We start from the raw sequence: 24,475 nt of genomic DNA, 5'->3' as shown, positions 1-24,475 counted from the left end.
CCTCAGTGTTGCAGGATTTTGCTGAGGAAGTGCTGGGTGCGCTCATGGCGCGCGCTCGGGTCGCCGAAGAAGGCTTCCTTCTGGCAGTCCTCGATGATCTTGCCCTGGTCCATGAAAATGACCCGGTTGGCGACTTTGCGGGCAAAACCCATTTCGTGGGTTACGCACATCATGGTCATGCCTTCGTGAGCCAATTCGACCATTACATCCAGTACTTCGTTGACCATCTCCGGGTCGAGTGCCGAGGTCGGTTCGTCGAACAGCATGACGATCGGGTCCATCGACAGGGCGCGGGCGATGGCTACACGCTGCTGCTGGCCGCCGGAGAGCTGTCCCGGGTGCTTCTTGGCGTGGGCGCTGAGGCCTACGCGGTCGAGCAGGGCCAGGCCCTTCTTGGTGGCTTCGGCTTCGCTGCGACCGAGTACCTTGCGCTGGGCAATGGTCAGGTTCTCGGTGATGGTCAGGTGCGGGAACAGCTCGAAGTGCTGGAACACCATGCCGACCCGCGAACGCAGCTTGGGCAGGTTGGTTTTCGGATCGGCGATCGAAGTGCCATCAACGACGATGTCACCTTTCTGGAACGGCTCCAGGGCGTTGACGCATTTGATCAGGGTCGACTTGCCCGACCCGGACGGGCCGCAGACGACAACCACTTCGCCTTTCTTGACCTCGGTGTTGCAGTCGGTCAGAACCTGGAAGTCGCCGTACCACTTGTTGACGTTCTTGATGGAAATCATACGGTTATCCTTTTCTGCAGACGCTTGACCAGCCACGAAGCGGAGAAGCTGACGACGAAGTACACAGCACCAGCGAACACCAGGAACTCGTTGGAGCGTCCGATGATGTCGCCACTGGCACGTGCCGAGTTGAGGAAGTCGACCAGGCCGACGGTGTACACCAGCGAGGTGTCCTGGAACAGGATGATGCTCTGCTGCAGCAGCAGCGGGGTCATCTTGCGAAACGCCTGGGGCAGGATGATCAGGCGCATGGTCTGACCGTAGGTCATGCCCAGCGCCTGGGCAGCACCCATCTGGCCCTTGGAGATCGACTGCACGCCAGCACGGACGATTTCGCAGAAGTAGGCCGCCTCGAACATCATGAAGGCCACGACGCAGGAGGTGAAGGCCCCGATCGGGGTATCTTCGCCGGTGATCCAGCGCAGCACGAACGGTACCGCCAGGTAGAACCAGGTGATTACCAGCAGCAGCGGGATGGAGCGGAAGTAGTTGACGTAAATACCGGCGATGTTTGCCAGCAACTTGTTCGACGACAGCCGCATCAAGGCCAGGATGGTGCCCAGCACGATACCGCCGACAACCCCCATGACCATCAGTTGCAGGGTCATCAGCATGCCGTTCCACAGGCCCGGCAGGGCGGGAATGATTCCACTGAAGTCCATTATTTGCCCCCCACGGAGATCAGGCCGGGAACGGCGACTTTCTTCTCGACCATACGCATCAGCAACATCAGGCCCATGTTCAAGGTGAAGTAGATCAGCGTCGCCAGGGTGAAGGCTTCAAACAGGTTGGCCGAAAATTCGGCGGTCTGCTTGGTTTGCGCCAGCAGTTCCATCAGGCCGATCAGCGAGGCCACCGAGGAGTTCTTGAACACGTTCAAAAATTCCGAGGTAAGGGGCGGAATGATGATCCGGTAGGCTTGCGGCAGCAGCACGTTCCAGTAGATCTGCGGCAGGCTGAAGCCCATGGCGCGAGCGGCGGCTTCCTGGCCGCGCGGCAGCGCCTGGATGCCGGTGCGCACTTGTTCGCAGACACGCGCAGCGGTGAACAGACCCAGGCAGATGACCACACTGATCAGCGCCGAGGTGGTTGGATTCAGGTCCTGTTTGAACCATTCCTGCAGGCCCTCAGGCAGCAGGTCGGGCACCAGGAAGTACCAGATGAACAGCTGCACCAGCAGCGGCACATTACGAAACAATTCCACGTAGCACGTGGCGATACCCGATACCAGACGGTTCGGGACAGTACGCATGACGCCGAGTACCGAACCCAGCAGCAACGCGATGATCCAGGCGGCGATAGCAATGGCGATGGTCCAGCCCAGACCGGTGACGTACCAGTCCAGATAGGTTTCGCTGCCCACGCCAGTGGACTTGAAGAATACGCCCCAGTCCCAGTTGTAATTCATCGGGATCTCCCCTCAGATCAGTTATTTCACGGGCACCTTCGAGCATCCGAGGGCGCAAGGCACCCTCGGATGAAAGGTTAGACACTAACTAGCTGGGGATCAGGACTTCTTTTCGTCTGCAGCTTTGTCGGTAGGATTGGCGATCAGCGCCTTGAGCTCGTCGCTCATCGGGAAGTTCAGGTTCAGGCCCTTAGGCGGGACTGGCTGATTGAACCACTTGTCGTAGATCTTGTTGATCTGGCCCGATTTGTAGAGGTCAACGATGGCCTTGTCGACTGCTGCCTTGAATGCAGGGTCATCTTTACGGACCATGCAGCCGTAGATTTCATAGGACTGCGGCGTGCCGACGATTGCCCAGCCTTTCGGATCCTTGGCCTTGGCCATTTCGCCGGCGAGCAGCGCGTCGTCCATCATGAAGGCCACGGCGCGACCGGACTCGAGCATCTGGAAGGATTCGCCGTGGTCCTTGGCCGAGATGACGTTCATCTTCATCTGCTTGTCGGCGTTCATCGACTTGAGGATGCGCTCGGAGGTGGTACCGGCGGTGGTTACCACGTTCTTGCCTGCCAGGTCAGGGAAGTCCTTGTACTTGGCGTTTTCAGGCTTGCCGTCTTGTGCTTTGGTCAGCAGACGGGTGCCGACTTCAAAGATACCGACCGAGAAGGCCACTTGCTGCTGGCGCTCGACGTTGTTGGTGGTCGAACCGCATTCGACGTCAACGGTGCCGTTCTGTACCAGCGGAATACGGGTCTGTGAGGTGACCAGGTTGTATTTGACGTTCAGGTCCGGCTTGTTCAGGTCCTTTTTCAGGGACTCGACGATGGCCAGCTGGATGTCATGGGAATAACCGACGGGTTTACCCGAAGCGTCGGCGATGTAGGAGAACGGGATAGAAGCGTCGCGGTGCCCCAGAGTAATGGTGCCCGAGTCGTTGATTTTCTTCAGAGTGCCGGTCAGCTCTGCGGCAGTGACTGGCATGCTGATCAAAGCGGCCGTGATGGCTGCGCCCAACAGGTGGGGAACGATACGCATCAAAATTTCCTCGACGTTGTTTTTTTTATGGAGCCGTTGGCGGGCTCTTTCGTTCAGCGAACACTGCAATGAAGCGTTGCGCATTCGGGTACTGAGTGTAGAGCATGAGTCGTGCCAAGCCCTGACTTTGATCATAACGCCGTGAAAAGACTGGGGATTAAACTTTTTTGACGCTTGCAGTTGCGACAGGTGCGTACGGAAATCCGAATGAACGGATGTTTTGCGTTCGGGAACCCGGCTACTCGACAGGTGTCTTCAGGGATTGACGTAATTACCACTTCGGGTGGGGTTCGGCGTGGTGTTCTGGCGCTTTCTCAATAATGAGCACACGCCATGACCTCAAAGCTGATCCCTGCAGATTCCATTGATGCCCTGATCGCCAAGCGCCTGCCTGCCTGGCTGAGCAGCGCCACGAGCGATCAGTTGCATGCCCTTCATCGTGCCTTGGGCAAGCAGCAAGCCAGTGAGCAACAACTGCACCAGCTGCTTGGCTCTATTCCGGCGCTGGACGACTTTGCCGCGCCACTGCTGGAAGCGGCCCTGCGCAGTAGCCATCGGCTGAGCACCGATGTGCGCACCAGCCGAGTGCGGGTGACGCAAGAGGTGTTCCTGCCTCCGGTTGTCATCAGTACACCTGCGCCAAAATACGCCCGTATATCGTCGCAGCGGGTGCTGGCTGCGGCATTGCACAATTATACGGATGAGGAAACCCGGCCCCGGGCGTTCACTCAAGCGACGCTGCTCGACGCTTCAGGAACGCCGTTATCCATTGCGTTCGAAGATTTTGCCCGGCTGTGCCGGCAACTGGATGTAGGTGGCAAATACCAGGCAGTCTTGCGTGAGCATCTGTTGCCGGCGGACTTACCCGGTAGCGTGCCCGGTCAGGCCCGACGACGCATCGAGGACCTGTTGGAAGAAGCGCAACATGCGCAGCTGGAAGTCACGGTTCGGCTGGCTGCGCTAAAAGGGCATATCGGCTCCCGCAGCTACCTGCAGATGCTGCCGGTCATTGCTCCCAAACCTGTGGTTCCGGCCGATTCCGCAGTATTGGCGTATCGCCAGTTGTTTTTATTGGGCGTGCGCATCAACGGCGTTGTTGTGGTGGAGATTCGCGAACCGACCGGTGATGCGCCTCTGCAAGGTCTCATCGTGTGGATCCCGGACGATCCGCAGCAACCGCTGCAGGAACACGCATCATGGCGGACCTTCTACCAGGTGTTGGGCCTACGTCTTCGTACCCCGGACTATGCGGCTTTTTTCGCCCGCTTCATCAGCGAGCGGGATCGCGTTGCCTTTTCCACCACGTTGAACGGGTTGCTTGATTCCAGCGACGGCAAATTGCCGCTTGAACTCGATGGGCGTGATTTCGCCATCGAAGAACCCTTGTTTGCCTATCTGCGCCGATTGCGAATAGAAAAGATCCTCGACGACGCTCGCATAATGGCCGTGCCAACCGGCGATGAAGACGCCGAGTCGCGGCGTAAAAGGCTGGAAGGGTACGAGAATCTTGGCCTGACCTTATTGAACCTGGCGGGGTTGCTGGTCCCGGGGTTGGGAGAGGTGATGCTCGGAGTCGCGGTCCTGCAGGTCGCCAATGAAGTGTATGAGGGCTATCAGGATTGGCAGCTGGGGGATCGCCAGGCGGCATTGGCGCATATGTTCGGTGTTGCCGAAAATGTGGTGCTCGGCGCTGCGGTAGGGGCGGGCGCCTCTGCTGCGGGCAAGCTGCTTGAGCGGGTGGCCTTCGTCGACGGCCTTTCACCGCTTTACACCGATGCCGGCCACTTGAAACTCAGTACGGGTGAGATGGCGACCTATCAGGTCAAGAATATCGGGTTGAAAGTCGGCCAGCACACGCAGCGTAAAGGTCAACAGCATTTACGCCTGCATGAAGGGACGTACCAGGTACAGGGCAGTGAGCTCAGTGGGACACTACGAATTCGCCATCCACAGCACCGCGATGTGTCTGGTCCCTTGCTTGAGCATAACGGTGCTGGTGGCTGGCGACATGTGCTGGAACTGCCACAGGAATGGGCTGGAGCCACCCATCTGTTGCAACGGCTGGGCTCAAGCCTGGCTGATATGACGGACGATGAGGCCCAGACCGTGCTGGAAAGCACCGGCTTCGACGAGGCTCGATTGCGCCGTCTGCATCTGGAGAATGCACCTGCGCCTGCGCGTTTGCAGGACGCGCTGGAGCGTTACCGGTTGCATAAACAGTTTCCTGAGGTACGGGGCGAGGCATTTGAAACGCTGGTGGCATCCCGGCAGATGCTGGAGCAGGCCTCAGTTGCCGTACTACGGCGTGACTTTGCGGGCCTGTCGATACGCGGCGCAGAGGAAATCGTCGAGCAAATCGATAGTCATCAGGTCGAGCAGATGCTCAGCACCAGACGGGTTCCGTTGGCCCTGGCCGAAAGAGCACGCTGGTACATACGCGACAGTCGCCTTGACCGCGCCTGTGCTGGTTTGCGCCAACCCCAAGCGGCCAATGCCGACACTGAAAAGCTGGCGTTGGGGCTAATCGACCACCTGGCACCCTGGCCCGATTCGGTGAGGATCGAAGTGCGCGTTGACCATCCCGCTGGCGCATTGCAGGCGCAAGCAGGTACGCAAGAGGCTGAGCAGCTCATGTGCGTTGTCAGGGGCGACAAGGGCTACGGCATCCATGACGCATCAGGACGGCTGCTGCCTATGGCAGCGGAGACAGACAGCCTGGCACAAGCTCTGTTGCTGAGCCTGGACGAAGGGCAGAAGGTGGCGCTCGGCGGCCCGCTGCTTGGCAAAGAAAGCTTGAGCGATGCACTGGTGAAGCAGGCCAGTAGCGAGCGCGAACTGGCCTCGCGACTGATCGGCCAGGCGCCGATCGCAGGAGGCGTACGACCGCCGCTGCGTTTTGGCGACGGACGTCTTGGCTATCCGCTCAGCGGTCGTGGTACAGGCAGCCGTGTGGCGATCAGGCGTGCCATCCGCCAGGTGTTCCCGACGCTCGACGATTACCAGTTGCACCATTATCTGTTGGCGCTGGAGCAACGCGAGGTCGCCCTTTGGGAGCACACTCATCAGCTACACAGTCAGCTGGCACGCCTGCGCGTAGTGCTACGGCAGTGGCGCGAAGAGCACGGCGGTGCTCTGGATTTACTCAGGCGCCAGCGGGTGTCCGATAAATTGCGTCGTTGCTGGCGACGCAAGGGGGAAACGCTCGAGGATGGCAGCTATTCGCTGGAAATCGAAGGCGAACGTGTCGGTCGGTTGCCCTCGCTCCCGGAAGATGTGGACTTCGGCCATGTGACCCGTCTTAAGCTGCGCAATATGAATCTTTCGGCGCTTGATGCCGACTTCCTGCCGCGTTTTCCAAAGCTGGTGTCACTTGATCTGCGTGACAACCAGCTTTCGACCCTCCCGGCAGGCATTGAGCAACTCAGTGCATTGAGGTGGTTGCGTCTGAGCAACAACCAGATCGTCATGAGTAATGCGGCAAATCTGCGTCTGCGGGCATTGACCAACCTGCAGCAGCTTGACCTTGGGCACAATCCACTGGGTGTGGCACCCGATGTAAGCGCGCTGGTGCACCTGCGGGATCTGAGCCTGCGCGCCACCGGTCTGAGCGAGTTTCCGGCAAGGGTCCAGCAGTTGCCCTGGCGAGGGCTTACCGACATGCGCAACAACCAGTTGCGACAGTTGAATCAGGAGCTTCATGGTCTGCGGATGCGGGTAGAGCGTGTGTCGTTGCACGACAATCCGCTGGATGCAGCCAGTGAGCAGTTTCTCGGCGAGGCGTCGACTTCATCCGGCGCATCGAATCCTGGTGTCAGTCATAACCTCTCGTTCCGTCATCAACTCGTGCAGGAAGCCGAGCGGGAGCGCTGGCTAGTCGGATCAACCGGTGCTCGGCGAACACAGCGAGATGCCCGATGGCTGTCCCTGAAAGAGGAGCCAGGCTCGGAGGGGTTCTTCCGTTTTCTTCGCGACTTTGCGCAATCCCCTGATTTTCAGCGGCACCCGCTCTACTACAGGATGCGCATGTGGCAGGTCATGGATGCTTGTTACGAGAACAGTGAGGTGCGTGATCAACTGTTCCTCCTGGCAGGCGGCGGGCGTGCCTGCGAAGACCAATTACTGATGATCCTCAGCCAGATGCAGGTCCGGGTGATTATCCATCAACAGACCGCAGGCTTGTCCCTGGCGCAGAGTGTAGTGCCATTGATGCAGGTGGGGCGCTCGCTGTTTCGCCTTGATCAGGTTGACTCGATTGCCGCCCAACGGATTCGCGAGTTGCGGGCCAGTGGAGGGCTGAGCGGCGGTGGTGAAGTTGACGACATTGAGGTCTACCTCACCTATCGGCTCAGGCTGGCTCGTACGCTTGGATTGCCAGGGCAGCCGAGCAGCATGCATTACGAGGCTTACAGTGGCGTGACGGCTGCAGATCTGAATAACGCCAGGGTGGCGGTATTGCTGGCTGAGACCAACGATAGCCTGGCAGAGGCCTTGACCGGTCGTGAATTTTGGCAGCAACACCTGCGCAACACTTACCCCAACCGCTTTACGGCGCTGGTTGATACATACCAGGTGCCTTTGGCGGATTATTTAGTCCAAGTTGAGGCTGGAGTGCTCAGCGAGCAGGCCTACCTGGAGCAAAGCAGGGCCTTGATGCATGAACTCAACGCAGCTGAGCGGGAGCTGTTCCTGGAGTTGACCCGGGAAGCCTATGTGCGCTGGCCGATCCAGTAGGGATAAGCCGGGCCGCCGCAGCGGCCCGACCCTGTCACGCGGACTTCAGGCCGCCTGAACGCGTGCCCGGTTCAATTCCAGGCGCTGGAGATATTCCCGCAGAGCCTGTTGCTCCGCTGCTGTAGTGAACAGGCCCAGCTTGCTGCGGCGCCAGAGGATGTCATCGGCGCTGACGGCCCACTCTTCGCTGCACAGATAGTCCACCTCGCGGGTGAACAAGCCGCCGCCAATGGCGTCGCCCAGGTCTGCCGGGCCTTGTACGCCTTCGAGCAGGCGCCAGACACGGCTGCCATAAGTGAGGGCCCAGCGCTTGGCGATTTCTGCCGGCAGCCAGCCACAACGGGCCAGGATGGCGTCGGTCAACGCTTGCGGGGTGGTCATGTCTTCGCCACCCGGCAATGTTGCGCTGGCCGTCCAGCTGCCGCGCATCTGGGTGAAGAACGGCGCGAGCTGGGCCATGGCCGATTCGGCCAGTTTGCGGTAGGTGGTCAGCTTGCCACCGAACACCGACAGCAAAGGCGCTTCGCCGGTGCTGGAGGAGAGTGCCAGGGTGTAGTCGCGGGTCACCGCCGACGGGTTGTCGGATTCGTCATTGCACAGCGGGCGCACACCGGCGTAGGTGTGGAGGATGTCGGTGCGGCTGAGTTGATGGTTGAAGTGCTCATTGACCACTTTGAGCAGGTAATCGGTCTCGCCTTCAGTGATTGCCACTTTGGCCGGGTCGCCGGTGTATTCGCGGTCAGTGGTGCCGATCAGGGTGAAGCGTTCCAGATATGGAATGGCGAACACGATCCGCTGGTCTTCGTTCTGCAGGATGTAGGCATGTTCGCCGTCGTACAGTTTCGGCACGATCAGGTGGCTGCCTTGAATCAGGCGAATGCCGTATGGCGCGTCGAGCTTGAGGTCATCCTGGATGAATTTGGCCACCCAGGGGCCGGCCGCATTGACCAGGGCACGGGCTTTGATCGACTGCTGACTGCCGTCAGCGTGTTCCAGCAGCACATTCCATACGCCATCGACACGCTGTGCGCTGACACAACGCGTACGGGTACGGATGTCTGCCCCGTGCTCACGGGCGGCCATGGCGTTGAGTACCACCAGGCGGGCGTCGTCCACGGCGCAATCGGCGTATTCGAAACCGCGGGTAATCACCGGTTTGAGCGGGTTGCCCGGACCGAAACGCAGGCCGCGTGAGGCACCGAGCTGTTTGCGTTTGCCCAGGTGATCGTAAAGGAACAGGCCGGCACGGATCATCCAGGCCGGACGCAGGTGTGGGCGGTGCGGGAGGACGAAACGCATCGGCTTGACGATATGCGGGGCCTTGGCCAGCAGGACTTCACGCTCGGCCAGGGCTTCGCGCACCAGGCGGAATTCGTAGTGCTCCAGGTAGCGCAGGCCGCCGTGGATCAGCTTGCTGCTGGCCGACGAGGTGTGGCTGGCGAGGTCGTCCTTTTCGCAGAGGAACACCGACAGGCCGCGTCCCGCCGCATCGGCGGCAATGCCCACGCCGTTGATGCCACCGCCGATAACGGCGAGGTCATAGATATCGGCAAGGGCAGGCGATGACAAGCTGGATTGCGGCACGGGAGGCTTCCTCAAAGACTTTCTAACATCGAATTTGAACATTGATGTTCATTTTCGAAAATACTAGCGCAACAGAATGCTACCTGCCAGTCGCTTTCCATAGAAAATACTGATCGGATGATAATTAAATGAAAAATAACGAACATTTGCGCTGCCACCGTTGCGGTGGCAGCTGTTACGGACTCAGACCACTTCCAGGCGAATCTTGTACTGGTTGAGCAACTGGGTGAGGGCGGGCACCGGCGCCTGGTCAGTGACCAGGCAATCGATCAGGCTGATCGAGCCCAGGCGCACCATTGCGTTGCGCCCGAACTTGCTGGAGTCGGCGGCGAGGATCACCTGGCGGGCATTGGCAATGATCGCCTGGGAAACCCGTACTTCCTGGTAGTCGAAATCCAGCAGACTGCCGTCTTCGTCGATGCCGCTGATACCGACCAGGGCGAAATCGACCTTGAACTGGTTGATGAAGTCGACACTGGCCTGGCCCACCACACCACCGTCTCGGCGTACATTGCCACCAGCCAGCAGCACTTCGAAGTCATCCTTGGCGCTGAGGATCGAGGCCACGTGCAGGTTGTTGGTGATGATTTTCAGGTGGTTGTGATTGAGCAGGGCGCGGGCGATGGATTCGGTGGTGGTGCCGATGTTGATGAACAACGAGGCGTGGTCAGGAATCTGTGCGGCGATGGCTTCGGCGATCCGCTGCTTCTCGTCGCGCATCTGATCGGCGCGCATGGCGTAGGCGGTGTTTTCGATGCTGGAATCATAGGCGGCACCACCGTGGTAGCGGCGCAGCAAATTGACTTCGGCGAGCTGGTTGATATCTCGGCGGATGGTTTGTGGGGTGACGACGAACAACTGCGCCATTTCTTCGATACTGACATAGCCGCGTTCGCGGACCAGTTCGAGGATTTGTTGTTGGCGAGGGGGCAGATTCATGGGCGGTCCTTTTGGGCTGCCAGGCAAATTGCGCCATGATGCCGGAGGAATTGGCTGGCGGCCAGCAGGGCGACAGCCTACCTGTAGGAGCGGATTTATCCGCGAAGGGGTGCGTCAGCGCCCCTGCTGTGTTGATGGGACGGCGTTGCCGCCCCTCGCGGATAAATCCGCTCCTACAGGAGATCGTGCTGATCTTTACTCTTCGTGCGGTTCCCAATCCCGCGTGCGATCCACTGCCTTCAACCAGCCGGCATACAGCTTTTCTTTGGCTGCTTCATCCAGCTGCGGGCTGAACTCGCGCTCGATGATCGCCTTGCCGCGCAATTCATCCAGACCGCTCCAGAAGCCGCACGCCAGACCCGCCAGGTAGGCGGCGCCGAGGGCGGTGGTTTCGCGCATTTGCGGGCGCTCTACACAGGTGCCGAGGATGTCGGCCTGGAACTGCATGAGGAAATTGTTGGCCACCGCACCTCCGTCCACGCGCAGCTCGCTCAGACGCTGGCCGCAGTCCTGCTGCATGGCATCGAGGACATCACGGGTCTGGTAGGCGATCGATTCCAGCGCGGCGCGGATGATGTGATCGACTTTGACCCCGCGGGTCAGGCCGAACAGTGCGCCACGGGCGTAAGGGTCCCAGTACGGTGCGCCGAGTCCGGTGAAGGCCGGCACCAGGTAAACACCGTTGCTGTCCTTGACCTTGCTGGCGAAGTATTCGGTGTCATGGGCGTCATTGACGATTTTCAGTTCGTCACGCAGCCATTGTACGGTGGAGCCACCGTTGAACACGGCACCTTCCAGGGCGTAGGCCACTTCGCCACGAGGGCCGCAGGCGATGGTGGTGAGCAGGCCGTGGGAGGATTTCACCGCCTTGTCGCCGGTGTTCATCAGCAAGAAGCATCCGGTGCCGTAGGTGTTCTTGGCCTGGCCCGGTTCCACGCACATCTGACCGAACAACGCCGCCTGCTGGTCGCCAGCGATACCGGCGATGGCGATACCGCTCTTGGTGCGGCCGTAGACTTCGGAGGAGCTGCGCACCTCGGGCAGCATCTGCCGAGGAATGTTCAACACCTCAAGCATCTTCTCATCCCACTCCAGGGTATGAATGTTGAAGAGCATGGTCCGCGAGGCGTTGGTGTAGTCGGTGACGTGTACCTTGCCGCCGGAGAATTTCCAGATCAGCCAGCTGTCGACGGTACCGAACAGCAGATCGCCGCGCTCGGCGCGTTCACGGGCGCCTTCGACATTGTCGAGGATCCACTTGAGCTTGGTGCCGGAGAAGTACGGGTCGGTGACCAGACCGGTGGTTTCGCGGATGTACTCCTGCAGGCCATCACGCTTGAGCTGTTCGCAGATCTCGGTGCTGCGTCGGCATTGCCAGACGATGGCGTTGTACACCGGGCGGCCGGTTTCCTTGTCCCAGACTACGGTGGTTTCACGCTGGTTGGTGATGCCGATGGCGGCCACCTGGTCATGGCTCAGGCCGGCCTGGGCCAGGGCTTCGACCATGGTCGCGCTCTGGGTGGCGAAGATTTCCATGGGGTCGTGTTCGACCCAGCCTGCTTGCGGGTAATGTTGTGCGAATTCACGCTGCGAGGTGCCTACCACGTTGGCATCGCGGTCGAAAATGATAGCCCGCGAACTGGTCGTGCCCTGGTCAAGGGCAATGATGTAGTTCTTGTTCTGGGTGTCTGTCATGTCGTTGGCCTTGCACTTAAATAGGGTGGTTGTCAGGGCAGGGCGAGCCCGGCTCGCCCGTTCGGCATCAGGATGCCTGGGTCTTGCCCTGAGGGTTGGCGTCGGTCTGGGCGCTCTCGCTCTCGGCAACCGGCAGGTTGCGGGCGATCACACCGCGGTACAGGGCGGCACCAAGGCTCGCCCCTATGATCGGCGCAAAAATCGGAATCAGGAAATAGGGAATGTCGCGACCGCCAGTAAAGGCGACTTCGCCCCATCCGGCGAGGAATGTCATCAGCTTGGGCCCCAGATCACGGGCCGGGTTCATCGCAAAGCCGGTCAGTGGCCCCATGGCGCTGCCGATCACGGCAATCAGCAAGCCAATCAACAACGGTGCCATGGCACCGCGGGGCAGACCATTGTTGTCGTCGGCCAGGGCCATGATCACCGCCATCAGTACGGCAGTGATGATCACCTCGACCAGAAATGCCTGGCCGGTGGACAGCGCCGGGTGTGGGTAGGTGGAAAACACTGAAGCCAGCTCAAGGCTGGCCTGGCTGCCACGAACCATGGCATGGGTTTGTTCGTAATCGAAGAACAGGTTGCTGTACAGCGTATAGACCAGCGCGGCGCCGCAGAAGGCCCCGGCGATCTGGGCGACGATGTAGAACGGTAGTTTGTGCTTCTCGAACCCGGCGAACAGCCACAAGGCGATGCTCACTGCAGGGTTGAGGTGAGCGCCGGAGACCCCGGCGGTCAGGTAGATCGCCATGCTTACGCCGACGCCCCAGATGATGCTGATTTCCCACAGGCCGAAGCTGGCACCCGCGACTTTGAGCGCAGCCACGCAGCCGGTGCCGAAAAAAATCAGCAGGGCGGTGCCGAGGAATTCGGCCATGCATTGGCTGGATAAGGTGGGTTGTCGCAGAGCTGTCGTCATTCGTTACCTCGGTTTTTGTTGTTGTGAGGCGCAGTGAGCGCTCGACAAAAGCCCGACAGAAATCCCCATTTCGGTCAGGCAGGCGGCAAAAAATGCACCTGTTCGGTGCATTGCTATATTCAGATTCGAAAAAATATAGACAAGAAACGCTTATGTCAAAGGTCGAAAGTGAACTGGTGTTCACAAACTGACTATTGGCAACGTGCTGATGCTGAATCGTTCCGGCGCCTGATTGGCTGGTTGAGGGTGAGGCTTAGTGGTTCGAGGAGGTCGTTTTGTCCTAAAGTAACCGGCGAAATGCTATTCACTTTCTGTTTGGAGTCCCGCATGACCCCCGCCCTGGATCTGCTGAAAAAGCTTCGCGCCGAACACCACATTCACAGTTATGAACATGATCCTAAAGCGGCGTCCTACGGGCTCGAAGCCGCGGAGAAGCTCAATCTTGAGCCGGTGCGGGTGTTCAAGACTTTGCTGGCTAGCAGTGAAAAGGGTGAATTGCTGGTAGCGGTGGTCCCGGTGATCGGTAGTCTCGATCTGAAGGGACTTGCCCACGCGGCCGGGGTGAAGAAATGCGAGATGGCCGATCCGGCAGCGGCCCAGCGTTCCACAGGCTACCTGCTGGGCGGGATCAGTCCGCTGGGCCAGAAGAAGCGCCTACGCACCTTTATTGATCAGTCAGCTCAATCTTTTGAAACGATTTTTGTCAGTGCCGGGCGGCGCGGGCTGGAAGTGGAGCTGGCGGCGGCGGTGCTGGCAGAACACACGCAGGCAGCGTTCGCCGCCATTGCCCGCGACTGACAACTGTATGCTGAAAATCCGACGACTCTGTCTCTGTTAGCCGCTGCCTGGTTACGGGCATGCTCAGTGTCCCAGAACAGAGAGAGTCGTCGCATGCAGCTGGAATTTCATCAGGTCGACGCCTTCAGTGAGCGTCCCTTTGCCGGCAATCCGGCCATGGTCTACCGCCTCGACCATTGGCTCAGCGATGAGCTGATGCAGCAGATCGCCGCTGAACACAACCTTGCCGAAACCGCCTTTGTGGTGGCGGATGGCGCGCAGTGGCAGATTCGCTGGTTTACCCCTACCACTGAAGTTCCCTTGTGTGGTCACGCGACCCTGGCCAGTGCCCATGTGCTGCTGGAGGTCTACCAGGTACCGAGCGAGCGCCTGCTGTTCCAGAGCCAGTCCGGGCCCTTGAGCGTGAGCCGTGAGCACGGGCGATTGCTGCTGGACTTTCCACGTATCGATCCGCAACCGGTAAGTCGGCCATTGCCGGTTGCCGAGGCTTTAGGCTGTCCGGTGCTGGAGGTGCTGCAGACCAAGGAATTGCTGGTGGTACTTGAGTCTGAACAGGCGGTACGCGACTGCACACCGGACATGGCGGCGCTGGTGCAATTGCCTGGATTGGGCGTGATCGTCACGGCGCGGGGCGAGAAGTATGACTTTGTGTCGCGTTACTTTGCTCCGGGGATTGGTATTCCCGAAGATCCGGTGACCGGTTCGACCCACTGCTGTCTGATTCCCTATTGGGCTGAGCGCCTGGGTAAGACTGAACTGCACGCCTTTCAGTGTTCCAGCCGCGGCGGGGAGCTGTTCTGTCGGTTGGAGGGCGAGCGGGTGAAAATTGGCGGTTATGCCCGGCGGGTAGCTAGCGGGACCTTGAGTCTGTAAAAAGCATCGCGGGGCAAGCCCGCTCCCACAGGTGTCATAACCGTGGGAATGGGCTTGCCCCGCGATTGCGGATATCAGACCGCCGAGCTATAGCGCCGAACACCGTTCTCCGGCACCGGCAGCTGCGCCGCCACACTGCCCGGTACGGCAAACAGCACCAGGTGATCTGCGGCCACTTCAATGCCTACCTCGGCCCCGACCTGATGGTCGATATGGCTAGGGAAAATCGCTTCAAGCTGGCTGCCGGTCGGCAGTTGCAGGCGATAGAGGGTCGAGGCGCCGAGGAAGCTCTTGCCGGTGATCAGCGCCTTGAGAGCGCTGTGCGGGGCATGAATGATGTCGTCTGGACGCAGCAGCACATCAACGGCGCAGCCAGGGGTGAAGGTATAGGCACGGTTGCCACGCAGTTCGCCCAGTTCGGTTTGCACCGACTCCGGGCTGGTCAGCTGGCCACGAATGAAGTAGCCCTGGCCAATGAAGCTGGCGACGAAGGGCGTGAGGGGTTCGTGATAGAGATTGTAGGGGGTGTCCCACTGCTCCAGGCGACCTTCCTTGAACACGCCGACGTGATCGCTGACGGCAAAGGCCTCTTCCTGGTCGTGTGTGACCAGAATGGCACTGGTGCCACGGCTCTTGAGAATGTCGCGGACCTCATGGCTGAGGCGCCGGCGCAGCTCCACGTCGAGGTTGGAGAATGGCTCGTCGAGCAACAGCAGTTGCGGCTCGGGGGCCAGTGCGCGGGCCAGGGCCACACGCTGTTGCTGGCCGCCGGACAGCTCGTGCGGGTAGCGTTTGCCGAGCCCGCCAAGCTTGACCAGTTCGAGCATTTCGGCCACGACCTGTTGCTGCTGCGGGTGCTTGCCGATGCCGAATGCGATGTTCTCGGCGACCGTCAGGTGCGGGAACAGCGCATAGTCCTGGAACACCATGCCGATCCTGCGTTTCTCCGGTGCCAGGGTAAAGCCGGCCTTGGAGATGACCTCGCCCGCCAGCTGGATCTCACCCTCATGCACCGGCTCGAAGCCGGCGATGGCGCGCAAGGTGGTGGTCTTGCCGCACCCCGACGAGCCCAGCAGGCAACCGATGTCGCCAGCGTTGAGGTGCAGGTTGAGGTTCTGGACGATGCGTTGCTCGCCATAGCCACAGGCGAGGTTGCGCAGGTTAAGCAGTAAAGGTTGACTCATGCGTGGTGATAGGCCGGTTCAACAAGAAATTCGAGAAGCGCCTTCTGTGCATGCAGACGGTTTTCAGCCTGATCCCAAGCGACCGAGCGTGGGTCGTCGAGCAGGTCAAGGCTGATTTCCTCGCCACGGTGGGCGGGCAAGCAGTGCATGAACAGGGCATCGGGTGCTGCCAGGTCGAGCAGTTCGCGGGTTACCTGGTAAGGCGCGAACAAGGCCAGACGCCGTGCAGTTTCCTCTTCCTGACCCATGGAAGTCCAGACATCGGTGCTCACCAGGTGCGCACCCTGCACGGCATCCTTGGGTTCACGGAAGATCTGCACGCGGTCACCGGCCTTGGCCAGAAACTCCGGGTTGGGCTCGTATTCGGCCGGGCAGGCGATGCGCAGCTGGAAGTCGAACTGGATCGCCGCTTCTATATAGCTGTTGCACATGTTGTTGCCATCGCCGATCCAGGCCACGGTCTTGCCCTGGATTGCGCCGCGATGCTCGAGGAAAGTCTGCATGTCGGCCAGCAGCTGGCACGGGTGCAGGTCGTCCGACAGGCCATTGATTACCGGCACGCGGGAATTGGCGGCGAACTCGGTCAGGGTGCTGTGGGCAAAGGTACGGATCATCACCGCATCGAGCATGCGTGACATGACGATGGCGCAGTCGCCGATCGGCTCGCCACGGCCCAGTTGGGTGTCGCGCGGGGACAGGAAGATGGCCTGGCCGCCGAGCTGGATCATGCCGGCTTCGAACGACAGCCGGGTACGGGTCGAGGATTTCTCGAAGATCATCCCCAGTACGCGGTTTTTCAGGGGTTCGAACAGTACGCCGCGGTTACGCAGGTCCTTCAGCTCGATGCCTCGACGGATCACACTGAGCAGTTCGTCGGGTGTGAAATCCATCAGGGAGAGAAAGTGCCTAGCGCTCATGTTTGACTACCTTTTTGCAACAGACCGCAGATCAACAATGCCGGTTTTCAGAAACAACGGAAGTGACCTGCGGCGAAAGCCGCACGGGGCGACGAAATAAGGGAAGACGCAATACTATAATTAAATGTCGCGTCATACCAAGTGGGGCGTGCACTGTGTGTATTGCTGGCAGTGTCGTAACCCATTGGCGGGCCGTTTTTTTTGTTTGCTACACAAGGGTTTTACACTGCCCGCTGAGGCCTTGGCAAACACCCGCGCGAATCGCTGCGCCTGATGCCGGTAGATTCACACGGCGAAACTCGCTGGTCGCGATGCACGCTCAGGCTCATAGTCTGGTGGATTACCAGACACCCGCAAGAGGTGGCCATGAACAAGACCTTGCATCACCGTGCCTGTCACCTGTGTGAAGCCATCTGTGGCTTGACCATTGAAATCACTCAGGAGCCTGGTGCAGAGCCACGCATCAATTCGATCAAGGGTGATCCCCTGGACAGCTTCAGCCGCGGCCACATCTGCCCCAAAGCCGTGGCCCTGCAAGACATCCAGAACGACCCTGACCGGCTGCGCGCGCCGCACAAGCGGACAGGCGACAGCTGGCAGGCGATTGGCTGGGACGAAGCCTTCGCGCTGGCCGCGCAAAAGCTCTGGACCGTCCAGCAGGCCCATGGGCAGAACGCCGTGGCGGTTTACCAGGGCAACCCCAGCGTGCACAACTACGGGCTGATGACCCACAGCAACTACTTCCTCGGTCTGCTCAAGACCCGCAATCGATTTTCCGCCACCTCGGTCGACCAGTTGCCGCACCACCTGACTAGCTACCTGATGTATGGCCATGGCCTGTTGCTGCCGATTCCGGATATTGACCATACCGATTTCATGCTGATCCTCGGCGGCAACCCCTTGGCGTCCAACGGCAGCATCATGACCGTGCCGGATGTCGAAAAGCGCCTCAAGGCGATCCAGGCCCGGGGTGGCAAACTGGTTGTCGTCGATCCGCGGCGCAGTGAAACCGCAGCCATGGCTGACCAGCATGTGTTTATCCGGCCTGGAGCAGATGCCGCGTTGCTGTGCGCCATGCTCAACACCTTGTTTGCCGAAGGCCTGGAGCGTGCGTCGGCATTGCCGGTCGATGGTCTGGACGAAGTGCGTATGGCCATGGCGCCGTTCACTGCCGAGTTGATGGCACCCCTGTGCGGCGTCGATGCGCTGGTCATCCGGCAACTGGCGCGTGACTTTGCAGCTGCCGACAAAGCGGTGTGTTACGGCCGGATGGGGGTATCGACCCAGGCTTTCGGCACGCTTTGCCATTGGCTGGTGCAACTGATCAACCTGGTCAGCGGCAACCTTGACCGGGTTGGTGGTGCCTTGTGCACGCAGCCGGCGGTGGATCTGGTCGCGAACACCGCGGGTGGCCATTTCAACGCCTGGCAGAGCCGGGTCTCCGGCTTGCCGGAGTACGGCGGTGAGCTGCCGGTGGTGGCGCTGGCCGAAGAGATGCTGTGCGAAGGGGAGGGGCAGGTACGCGCCCTGGTGACCGTGGCCGGCAACCCGGTGTTGTCCACGCCCAACGGCCGGCAGTTGGAGCGTGCGCTGGACGGGCTTGAGTTCATGCTCAGCATCGATCTCTACATCAACGAAACCACGCGTTACGCCGACCTGATCCTGCCGTCCACCTCGGCGCTGGAGAACGATCACTACGACACCACCTTCAACCTGTTGGCGGTGCGCAATGTCAGCCGCTTCAACCGGGCGATACTGCCCAAACCTGAAGGCGCGCTGCATGACTGGGAGATCTTCGTGGGCCTGGCCAAGGCCTACGCCGCACTCAGCGACAAACCTCTGAAACCCACTGTACCTCCGGCGCAGATGATCGACAGCGGCTTGCGCCTTGGACCTTATGGCGAGAGTTCGTCCTTCAATCTATCGATAGAGACCTTGGCTGAGTACCCTCACGGTATTGATCTGGGGCCGCTGCAACCGAACCTCGCTGGCCGTCTGAAAACTGCCAACCAGCGCATCCAGGCGGCACCTGCGCAGATTCTTGGCGATTTGCAGCGATTTGCCGCTCAGCAGCCGGCCGAGCCTGAGCAGTTGCTGTTGATCGGTCGCCGACATGTACGCAGTAACAATTCCTGGATGCACAACTATCACCGTCTGGTGAAGGGTAAACCGCGTCATCAACTACTGATGCACCCGGATGACCTGGCAGGGCGGCAGTTGCAGGACGGGCAGCGGGTCAGGGTCAGTTCGCGGGTCGGCAGCATTGAGGTCGAGGTACAGTCCTGCAGCGACCTGATGCCCGGGGTGGTCAGCCTGCCTCATGGCTTTGGTCATGCCCGTGCAGGCGTGCGCATGGACATCGCCTGCAGTCAGCCAGGCGCCAGTGCCAATGACCTGACCGACGAACGCCAAGTGGATGCGGTTTCAGGCAATGCAGCGCTCAATGGCGTGCCGGTGCAGGTGGTTGCCGCCTGATATCGGCAAGGCCGAGCGTCAAGCTCGGCTTTCCGATACAATGCGTCACCGTGCCGACAACCAGGTCGGAAAGTTCAGCCGCGAGGTGCTTCATGGATATCATTGAAACAATCAAAGAGCAGATTGCTAACAACACCATTCTGCTTTACATGAAAGGCTCGCCGAATGCCCCGCAGTGCGGCTTTTCGGCCAAGGCGGCGCAAGCCGTGATGGGTTGTGGCGAGAAATTCGCTTACGTGGATATCCTGCAGAACCCGGAAATCCGCGCCAACCTGCCAAAATATGCCAACTGGCCGACTTTCCCACAGCTGTGGGTTGCCGGTGAGCTGGTTGGCGGTTCCGACATCATGGCTGAAATGTTTGCCAACGGCGAACTGCAGACCCTGATCAAGGAAGCTGCAGCCAAGGCTGAGGCGGCCAAGGCCTGATCACAGGTTTGGTCAAAAAAAAGCCCCGCAATGCGGGGCTTTTTTGTGTCTGTTGTGGGAGCCGGCCTTGCCGGCGATCGACCGCAACGCGGTCGTCACTCTTACGGGCCTCATCGCTGGCAAGGCCAGCTCCCACATGACGAAGTTACTCGCCCATCTGCGACTGCAGGTAGTTTTCCAGACCGACTTTGTCGATCAGGCTCAGCTGGGTTTCCAGCCAGTCGATATGCTCTTCCTCGGACTCGAGGATGTCTTCAAGCAGCTCGCGGCTGCCGAAGTCGCCAACGGTTTCACAGTGGGCGATAGCGGCCTTGAGGTCGGCCAGACCTTTCTGCTCGATTTTCAGGTCGCATTCGAGCATTTCTTTGGTGTGTTCACCAATCAGCAGCTTGCCCAGGTCCTGGACGTTGGGAATGCCTTCGAGAAACAGAATACGCTTGATCAGTTTGTCAGCGTGCTTCATTTCATCGATGGATTCCTTGTACTCGTGCTTGCCGAGCTTATCCAGACCCCAGTCTTCATACATGCGCGCATGCAGGAAGTATTGGTTGATTGCGACCAGCTCGTTTCCGAGGATCTTGTTGAGATGCTGGATGACGCTAACGTCGCCTTTCATGATGGGGTCCTGCCCTATAAGTGTGCCTATAAGTAAGAGTTTGAGCCCCGTAACTTCGACTGTCAAACCTAAGTTATTGAATAATAAATGAAAATTAATCGGAATAAGAATGTTTGTGTTCCGCGTTATACCCCTAACTTGTTGAATTACAGGCATAAAAAAACCGGACACAGGGTCCGGTTCTTGGAATGGGCTGTTTTTACGCTGCAGTAAATTCCACAGGGTAGGGCAAGATAGCCTGGCTGACCTGCAGTTCGGTCAGGGTTTCACGCACAACCTGCTTGGCCAGGCAGGCACATTTGCCACACTGGCTCGCCACGTTGGTGGCGCTTCTGACTTCCTTGTAGCTGCAGCATCCTTCATAGATCGCATCGCGGATCTGTCCGTCGGTTACACCAACACAAAGACACACATACATAGGGCAGACCATCGCTGGTAAAGGCTCAATGCGAAGAAGCTTAATGTTAATGAGAATGCTTGTCAAAGCACAATGTGCCGGACTTTGGGCCAGAGCGACCAGCGGCAGCTTTCGAAGGTGCAGGGCCTGAAATTCGGCGAGCAGCGTCAGGCGGTGTATCATGGCCGACCTTTGCTCTGTCAGCTGGCTTATGCCAGCCTGCACAGCTGTTTCAACCATCAGGAGATATCGAATGAGCGTACTCGTTGGCAAAACTGCCCCGGACTTCACTGTTCCAGCCGTACTGGGCAATGGCGAAATCGTCGACAGCTTCAACCTGGCCTCGGCCATCAAAGGCAAGTACGGCCTGGTGTTCTTCTACCCGCTGGACTTCACCTTCGTCTGCCCGTCCGAGCTGATCGCTCTGGATCACCGCATGGCTGAGTTCCGCGACCGTAACGTTGAAGTGATCGCGGTGTCGATCGACTCGCACTTCACCCACAACGCCTGGCGCAACACCCCGATCAATGCCGGTGGCATCGGTCAGGTGCAGTACATCATGGCTGCTGACATGAAGCACGAAATCGCCAAGGCCTACGACGTTGAGTCCGAAGGCGGCGTTGCTTTCCGTGGCGCGTTCCTGATCGACGACAAAGGCGTTGTCCGTTCGCAGATCGTCAACGACCTGCCACTGGGCCGCAACATGGACGAGCTGCTGCGTCTGGTCGACGCCCTGCAATTCCACGAAGAGCACGGCGAAGTCTGCCCTGCCAACTGGAAAAAAGGCGACAAGGGCATGACCGCTTCGCCTGAAGGCGTTGCTGCTTACCTGAGCGAGAACGCTGGCAAGCTGTAATAGCGAGCGACAAAAAAAACCGGCCTTGATGGCCGGTTTTTTTATGGGTTCAGCAAGGCTTCAGTCGTTGAAGTCCTGCCAGCCGCCCATTTCCTTCCAGCGGTTGACGATGCCGCAGAACAGTTCGGCAGTCTTCTCGGTGTCGTAACGGGCCGAGTGGGCCTCACGACCGTCGAAATCGATGTCGGCACTCTGGCAGGCACGGGCCAGCACGGTCTGGCCGTAGGCAAGACCGGCCAGGGTCGCGGTGTCGAAGCTGGAGAACGGATGAAACGGGTTGCGTTTCATATCGTGGCGCGCCACCGCCGCGTTGAGGAAGCCCAGGTCAAAGCTGCTGTTGTGGCCAACCAGGATCGCCCGCTTGCAGCCATTGGCCTTCAGCGCCTTGCGCACGCCACGGAAGATATCGGTCAGGGCCGACTCTTCGCTGACGGCCATGCGCAGTGGGTGGTCCAGCTTGATCCCGGTGAATTCCAGGGCGGCCTGTTCGATGTTGGCACCTTCGAACGGTTCGACACGGAAGAAGTAGGTGTGCTCCGGGAACAGGAAGCCTTTTTCATCCATGCCGATGGTGACGGCAGCGATTTCCAGCAGGGCATCGGTAGCGCTGTTGAAACCACCGGTCTCGACATCCACTACAACCGGCAGGTAACCACGAAAACGTTCCGCCATCGGGTGGCGTGGGCCACCGCTTGGACCTTCCTGGTCGTCGTACAGATCTTCACTCACGCAGTTTCCTCCAGCAGGCGCCAGCGCAGTTGTTCACCGGCGCGCAGCGGGATAACGGTCTGCTCGCCGAACGGCAAGCTGCTTGGGGCGGTCCAGTCTTCACGAACCAGGGTAATGGTCTCGGTGTTGCGCGGCAGGCCGTAGAAGTCCGGGCCGTGCTTGCTGGCAAAACCTTCAAGCTTGTCCAGCGCGTTGCGCTGTTCGAACGCTTCGGCGTACATCTCGATGGCGGCGTAGGCGGTGTAGCAGCCGGCGCAGCCACAGGCCGCTTCTTTGGCGTGACGGGCGTGAGGGGCCGAGTCGGTGCCGAGGAAGAACTTGCTGCTGCCGCTGGTGGCGGCGTCCAGCAAGGCCACCTGGTGGGTGTTGCGCTTGAGGATCGGCAGGCAATAGAAGTGCGGTCGAATACCGCCAACCAGCATGTGGTTGCGGTTGTACAGCAGGTGCTGGGCGGTGATGGTCGCGCCGACGTTGGCCGGAGCCTCGTTGACGAACTGCACGGCATCGCTGGTGGTGATGTGCTCGAAGACCACTTTCAGGGTCGGGAAGCGTTCGACGACACGGCGCAGGTGCTCGTCGATGAACAGCTTCTCGCGGTCGAACACGTCGATCTCGCTACGGGTCACTTCACCGTGCACCAGCAGCGGCATGCCGATTTCGGCCATGGCTTCGAGTGCCGGGAAAATGTTGTCGATGCTGGTAACGCCGGAATCGGAGTTGGTCGTCGCGCCAGCCGGATACAGCTTGGCGGCATGCACGAAACCTGTAGCCTTGGCTGCGCGGATTTCTTCGGGCTGGGTACGGTCAGTGAGGTACAGCACCATCAGCGGCTCGAAGCGGCTAGCGGCCGGACGTGCGGCCAGGATGCGCTCGCGATAGGCGCCGGCTTCGGCGGCATTGCGTACTGGCGGTACCAGGTTGGGCATGATGATTGCGCGAGCAAAGGTGCGCGCAACGTCGCCAACGGTGTGGGGCAAGACGGCGCCATCACGAAGATGGATGTGCCAGTCATCGGGACGCAGGAGGGTCAGGCGGTCGGACATTGGGGATTCCAGGCGGGTCGAACTCAAGGTGAATGCTACCGGAAAAGCCGGGTCCGAGCACTCGCTATCAAGTTTTGCCACGCCTGACCGATAGCCTGCGGGTATACCGTGAAAATCTGTGGAGCCGCCCGTGCGCCAGCGTTATCTAGCCCTACTCAGCGTGTTTGCCTGCTTGCCGGCGACGGCACTCACTTTCCAGACCCGTCTGGAGAATATTGAGTGGAAGGTCGAAGGCGATCAGTTCGAATGCCGCCTGGTCCAGCCGGTTGCCGATTTCGGCAGCGGTGAGTTCGTGCGCCGTGCCGGTGAACAGGCGACGTTTCAATTGCGTTCGAGCAGCAATGTCCTGGGTACAGGTTCTGCAACCCTGCTGGCTGCAGCAGCGCCCTGGCAGCCAGGCCGTGGCGATATCAACCTGGGCTCGGTGCGCATGGCGCGTGGCGGCGTGCTGTTTACCAGCTCCCAAGGGCAGGCCAGTCGTCTGATCAATGGTCTGCTCGACGGCCGCAGTACGGTGGTCCGCAACTATGCCGGCGAAGCCGGGCGAGCGATGGAAGTGCGCCTGTTGCCGGTGAAATTCAGCAAGGCCTATAGCGATTATCAGGTCTGCGCCGCGAAGCTGTTGCCAATGAACTACGACCAGGTGCGCCAGACACGGGTCGATTTCCCTGGGAGCGGGATTGAACTGGACGCCAATGCCAAGGCGCGTCTGGACGTGATCCTGGAATTTCTCAAGGCCGATCCTACGGTCAATCGCATCGAGCTTGATGGTCACTCCGACAACAGTGGCAATCGCCTGACCAATCGTGATCTGTCCCGACGCCGGGCGCTGGCGGTGATGGAGTACTTCAAGGCGCATGGTATTGCTGAAAATCAGATCCGCGTTCGTTTCCACGGTGAGCGCTATCCACTGGCCGCCAACAACTCGGCGGCCAACCGCGCGCGCAATCGCCGGGTAAATATTCAGCTCGATCGGGTAACTCCGGTTGAAACGGCGTCAGAAAAAGCCCCGGAAACACCAGCAGCCCCTGCGGCGCAAACGGATACTGGCAAGCCGTTGATCAAGTCCTGAGGTGCGACCGTCCGTCGCGCTATCGACAGTTCCTGTCGCTTT

Annotated in this window: 21 protein-coding genes; 7 read left to right on the top strand and 14 right to left on the bottom strand. The window is 59.8% G+C overall.

Going from position 1 to position 24,475, the window contains the following annotated elements; translation table 11 throughout:
• Window positions 1-2: 2 nt before the first annotated feature.
• The 4 genes from AC07OF_RS06160 to AC07OF_RS06145 all read right to left on the bottom strand — a co-directional run bounded on the left by AC07OF_RS06160 (window position 3) and on the right by AC07OF_RS06145 (window position 3,177).
• Window positions 3-737: an amino acid ABC transporter ATP-binding protein gene (locus tag AC07OF_RS06160; RefSeq protein WP_038607733.1), complete on the bottom strand. Its 735-nt coding sequence runs from the start codon at window positions 735-737 to the stop codon at window positions 3-5.
• On the bottom strand, window positions 734-1,402 hold the full coding sequence (locus tag AC07OF_RS06155; protein WP_191831154.1) for an amino acid ABC transporter permease: 669 nt from the start codon (window positions 1,400-1,402) through the stop codon (window positions 734-736). The genes AC07OF_RS06160 and AC07OF_RS06155 overlap by 4 nt, the downstream gene beginning before the upstream one ends.
• The gene (locus AC07OF_RS06150; protein ID WP_157191393.1) at window positions 1,399-2,145 is read right to left on the bottom strand and encodes an amino acid ABC transporter permease; all 747 of its coding nucleotides are present in this window, start codon (window positions 2,143-2,145) and stop codon (window positions 1,399-1,401) included. The genes AC07OF_RS06155 and AC07OF_RS06150 overlap by 4 nt, the downstream gene beginning before the upstream one ends.
• 99 nt (window positions 2,146-2,244) lie before the next feature.
• On the bottom strand, window positions 2,245-3,177 hold the full coding sequence (locus AC07OF_RS06145) for a glutamate/aspartate ABC transporter substrate-binding protein (RefSeq protein ID WP_038607740.1): 933 nt from the start codon (window positions 3,175-3,177) through the stop codon (window positions 2,245-2,247).
• A 333-nt stretch (window positions 3,178-3,510) separates the two neighbouring features.
• On the opposite strand from AC07OF_RS06145, the gene AC07OF_RS06140 reads away from it, so the two are divergent.
• Window positions 3,511-7,908, top strand: coding sequence for an NEL-type E3 ubiquitin ligase domain-containing protein (locus AC07OF_RS06140; RefSeq protein ID WP_495072670.1), 4,398 nt, complete (start codon window positions 3,511-3,513; stop codon window positions 7,906-7,908).
• A 45-nt stretch (window positions 7,909-7,953) separates the two neighbouring features.
• Here AC07OF_RS06140 and glpD read toward each other — a convergent pair whose 3' ends face one another.
• From glpD to AC07OF_RS06120, 4 genes are all read right to left on the bottom strand, one after another.
• Window positions 7,954-9,534 carry a glycerol-3-phosphate dehydrogenase gene (glpD, locus tag AC07OF_RS06135; protein WP_408635390.1) on the bottom strand — a complete coding sequence of 527 codons (1,581 nt, stop codon included), beginning with the start codon at window positions 9,532-9,534 and terminating at the stop codon, window positions 7,954-7,956.
• 141 nt (window positions 9,535-9,675) lie between these two features.
• A complete protein-coding gene (locus tag AC07OF_RS06130; protein WP_010221027.1) occupies window positions 9,676-10,431 on the bottom strand; it encodes a DeoR/GlpR family transcriptional regulator in 756 nt (251 codons plus the stop codon).
• A gap of 195 nt (window positions 10,432-10,626) precedes the next feature.
• Window positions 10,627-12,126: a glycerol kinase GlpK gene (glpK, locus tag AC07OF_RS06125; RefSeq protein ID WP_157191396.1), complete on the bottom strand. Its 1,500-nt coding sequence runs from the start codon at window positions 12,124-12,126 to the stop codon at window positions 10,627-10,629.
• 67 nt (window positions 12,127-12,193) lie between these two features.
• Window positions 12,194-13,045: an MIP/aquaporin family protein gene (locus AC07OF_RS06120; protein ID WP_157191397.1), complete on the bottom strand. Its 852-nt coding sequence runs from the start codon at window positions 13,043-13,045 to the stop codon at window positions 12,194-12,196.
• Between the two features lie 327 nt (window positions 13,046-13,372).
• Between AC07OF_RS06120 and ybaK the strand changes: the two genes are divergently transcribed.
• Both ybaK and AC07OF_RS06110 read left to right on the top strand, forming a co-directional pair.
• Window positions 13,373-13,843 carry a Cys-tRNA(Pro) deacylase gene (gene ybaK / locus AC07OF_RS06115; protein WP_157191398.1) on the top strand — a complete coding sequence of 157 codons (471 nt, stop codon included), beginning with the start codon at window positions 13,373-13,375 and terminating at the stop codon, window positions 13,841-13,843.
• A 93-nt stretch (window positions 13,844-13,936) separates the two neighbouring features.
• Window positions 13,937-14,716 (top strand): PhzF family phenazine biosynthesis protein, encoded by a 780-nt coding sequence (locus tag AC07OF_RS06110; RefSeq protein ID WP_157191399.1) that lies wholly within the window; start codon window positions 13,937-13,939, stop codon window positions 14,714-14,716.
• A 74-nt stretch (window positions 14,717-14,790) separates the two neighbouring features.
• On the opposite strand, the gene AC07OF_RS06105 is transcribed toward AC07OF_RS06110, so the two are convergent.
• Window positions 14,791-15,900, bottom strand: coding sequence for an ABC transporter ATP-binding protein (locus tag AC07OF_RS06105; protein WP_157191400.1), 1,110 nt, complete (start codon window positions 15,898-15,900; stop codon window positions 14,791-14,793).
• Window positions 15,897-16,817 (bottom strand): ornithine carbamoyltransferase, encoded by a 921-nt coding sequence (argF, locus tag AC07OF_RS06100; RefSeq protein WP_038607764.1) that lies wholly within the window; start codon window positions 16,815-16,817, stop codon window positions 15,897-15,899. Before argF ends, AC07OF_RS06105 begins: the two co-directional genes overlap by 4 nt.
• Before the next feature lie 366 nt (window positions 16,818-17,183).
• Between argF and AC07OF_RS06095 the strand changes: the two genes are divergently transcribed.
• Both AC07OF_RS06095 and grxD read left to right on the top strand, forming a co-directional pair.
• Window positions 17,184-19,292, top strand: a complete 2,109-nt coding sequence (locus tag AC07OF_RS06095; RefSeq protein WP_157191401.1) for a molybdopterin oxidoreductase family protein — start codon at window positions 17,184-17,186, stop codon at window positions 19,290-19,292.
• A 92-nt stretch (window positions 19,293-19,384) separates the two neighbouring features.
• Complete coding sequence (gene grxD / locus AC07OF_RS06090) at window positions 19,385-19,720, top strand: Grx4 family monothiol glutaredoxin (protein ID WP_028943477.1); 336 nt, start codon at window positions 19,385-19,387, stop codon at window positions 19,718-19,720.
• A 145-nt stretch (window positions 19,721-19,865) separates the two neighbouring features.
• Here the strand turns inward: grxD and bfr are convergent, their stop codons facing one another.
• Window positions 19,866-20,336, bottom strand: a complete 471-nt coding sequence (gene bfr / locus AC07OF_RS06085; protein ID WP_157191402.1) for a bacterioferritin — start codon at window positions 20,334-20,336, stop codon at window positions 19,866-19,868.
• Window positions 20,337-20,535: 199 nt separating this feature from the next.
• The gene (locus AC07OF_RS06080) at window positions 20,536-20,754 is read right to left on the bottom strand and encodes a bacterioferritin-associated ferredoxin (protein WP_157194694.1); all 219 of its coding nucleotides are present in this window, start codon (window positions 20,752-20,754) and stop codon (window positions 20,536-20,538) included.
• Between the two features lie 232 nt (window positions 20,755-20,986).
• On the opposite strand from AC07OF_RS06080, the gene AC07OF_RS06075 reads away from it, so the two are divergent.
• Window positions 20,987-21,589, top strand: a complete 603-nt coding sequence (locus AC07OF_RS06075; protein ID WP_038607775.1) for a peroxiredoxin — start codon at window positions 20,987-20,989, stop codon at window positions 21,587-21,589.
• 60 nt (window positions 21,590-21,649) lie between these two features.
• Here AC07OF_RS06075 and rnt read toward each other — a convergent pair whose 3' ends face one another.
• Together rnt and pyrC are read right to left on the bottom strand one after the other, a co-directional pair.
• Entirely contained in the window at window positions 21,650-22,318 is a 669-nt protein-coding gene (rnt, locus tag AC07OF_RS06070) for a ribonuclease T (protein WP_038607778.1), read from the bottom strand.
• Window positions 22,315-23,361 carry a dihydroorotase gene (gene pyrC, locus AC07OF_RS06065; RefSeq protein WP_157191403.1) on the bottom strand — a complete coding sequence of 349 codons (1,047 nt, stop codon included), beginning with the start codon at window positions 23,359-23,361 and terminating at the stop codon, window positions 22,315-22,317. Before pyrC ends, rnt begins: the two co-directional genes overlap by 4 nt.
• 130 nt (window positions 23,362-23,491) lie before the next feature.
• Between pyrC and AC07OF_RS06060 the strand changes: the two genes are divergently transcribed.
• A complete protein-coding gene (locus AC07OF_RS06060) occupies window positions 23,492-24,433 on the top strand; it encodes a flagellar protein MotY (protein ID WP_157191404.1) in 942 nt (313 codons plus the stop codon).
• Window positions 24,434-24,475 lie beyond the last annotated feature (42 nt).

The organism is Pseudomonas sp. GW821-FHT10B02, from assembly GCF_059415665.1.
The sequence above is the reverse complement of the archived record's forward strand: the minus strand, read 5'-3'. Positions and strand labels throughout refer to the sequence as shown.